The sequence below is a fragment of the Geobacillus jurassicus NBRC 107829 genome (assembly GCF_001544315.1).
Taxonomy (GTDB): domain Bacteria; phylum Bacillota; class Bacilli; order Bacillales; family Anoxybacillaceae; genus Geobacillus; species Geobacillus jurassicus.
The window spans coordinates 1-1,834 of record NZ_BCQG01000110.1 but is presented as its reverse complement, the minus strand read 5'-3'; the positions used below and the strand labels follow the sequence as shown (position 1 = coordinate 1,834).

The following is a 1,834-nucleotide window of genomic DNA, read 5'->3' as shown; positions in this document are numbered from 1 at the left end:
TTTTGCCCATGCCGGAGCGAAAACGCTTTGCGTATGACCAGATCAATGAGCTTTGGCAAGGGGACTTATCCCATGGACCCACGATTCGAGTCAATGGGAAATCCCAGAAAACGTTTTTGATTGCCTATATCGATGACTGCTCGCGATTTGTGCCGTACGCGCAGTTTTTCCCTTCGGAGAAGTTTGACGGGCTGCGGATCGTCACGAAGGAAGCGGTGCTTCGTTGCGGGAAGCCGAAGCGCATTTACTCGGACAACGGAAAAATTTATCGATCCGAGGTGCTGCAGTATGCGTGCGCCGAGATGGGGATTACGCTCATCCACACCCAGCCGTATGATCCACAAAGCAAAGGGAAAATCGAACGGTTCTTCCGCACCGTACAGACGCGGTTTTATCCGCTGTTGGAGTTGGATCCCCCGAAGTCGCTCGAAGAGCTGAACGAGCGCTTTTGGAGGTGGCTTGAAGAGGAATATCATCGAAAACCGCACGCCTCACTGGACGGAAAAACGCCGCATGAGGTGTTTCAATCGCAAGTGCATCTCGTGTCGTTCATCGAAGATGGCGATTGGCTGGATGCGATTTTTCTGAAACGGGAGCACCGCAAGGTCAAAGCCGATGGAACGATCACCTTGAACAAGCAGCTGTATGAAGTGCCGCCCCGGTTCATTGGGCAATCGATTGAACTCCGCTATGATGAACGGGGCGTCTATGTGTACGAAGATGGAAGGAAGGTGGCGGAGGCCGTTCGGGTTCGTTTGGAGGACAACGCCTATGCAAAACGCCATCGGTCCCCGTTTGCGGCGATTCCGGCGAAGGAGGGAGAACACGGTGTATAAATCGTTTTACTCCCTTTCGCGGGAGCCGTTTGCGAAAGAAACAGACCCGTCCGAGGCGTATCAAGGGGCGCCATTTCAGGAAGCGTTGCGGGCGCTGGAGTACGTGAAACGAACCCGGGGGATCGGGCTGTTGATCGGAGAGCCGGGGGCGGGCAAGACGTTCGCCCTTCGGGCGCTGAAAGAGTCATTGAATCCATCATTGTATCATGTCGTCTACTTTCCGTTATCCACCGGAGGCGTGATGGATTTTTACCGTGGACTGGCCTTGGGATTAGGAGAGGAACCGAAGTACCGCAAGGTAGACCTCTTCCGCCAAATCCAGCAAGCGATCGAGCGATTGTATCATGAACGGCGGATCACGCCGGTGTTCATTTTGGACGAGATGCATTTCGCAAAGGATGCATTTTTACAGGACATCGCCATCTTGTTCAACTTTGAGATGGATTCGACCAACCCATTTGTCTTGATTTTGGCCGGGCTGCCCCATTTACAGGGGAAGCTGCGGCTCAATCAGCACCGCCCTCTCGACCAGCGGATCATCATGCGATACCGGATGGGGCCGCTGGAGAAGGAAGAGGTGGCGGGCTGCATCGAGCATCGGATGAAACAGGCCGGGGCGAAGCATCCGATCTTCACTCCATCGGCGTTAGAGGCGATTGCCCTGCAGTCGCGGGGATGGCCTCGAGTGATCAATACGTTGGCCACGACGTGCCTGTTATACGGGTATCAGCTGAAAAAGGACGCCATTGACGAAGAAGTGGTGCGCATGGCCGCAGAGGAAATGGGGTATTAGCACGAAAGGGGCCGAATCGGCCTCTTTTGTGCTTTCTCTTTTCCATCGGTCCATCAGGCGCGCTGGAAATCTTCATCTGAAAGAGCGTGCAAACGTTCCGAAAGAATGTGCAAAATCCGGAACAATCCGCAAAAATTTTGCACATTATTTCCGAATCCGCCTGAAATAATTTGAAAAAGGGATTCTGAAATAATGTGCTAATTTA

2 protein-coding genes are annotated in these 1,834 nt (G+C 53.2%); both read left to right on the top strand.

The genetic code is table 11. The features are described 5' to 3' along the window. The coding region (locus tag GJ1_RS17330) for a TnsB C-terminal domain-containing protein (RefSeq protein WP_066235131.1) at positions 1 to 836 on the top strand (836 nt) is incomplete at its 5' end. Continuing rightward, entirely contained in the window at positions 829 to 1,629 is an 801-nt protein-coding gene (locus GJ1_RS17325; protein ID WP_066235128.1) for an ExeA family protein, read from the top strand. The genes GJ1_RS17330 and GJ1_RS17325, both read left to right, overlap by 8 nt. The last annotated feature ends 205 nt before the right edge of the window (positions 1,630 to 1,834 follow it).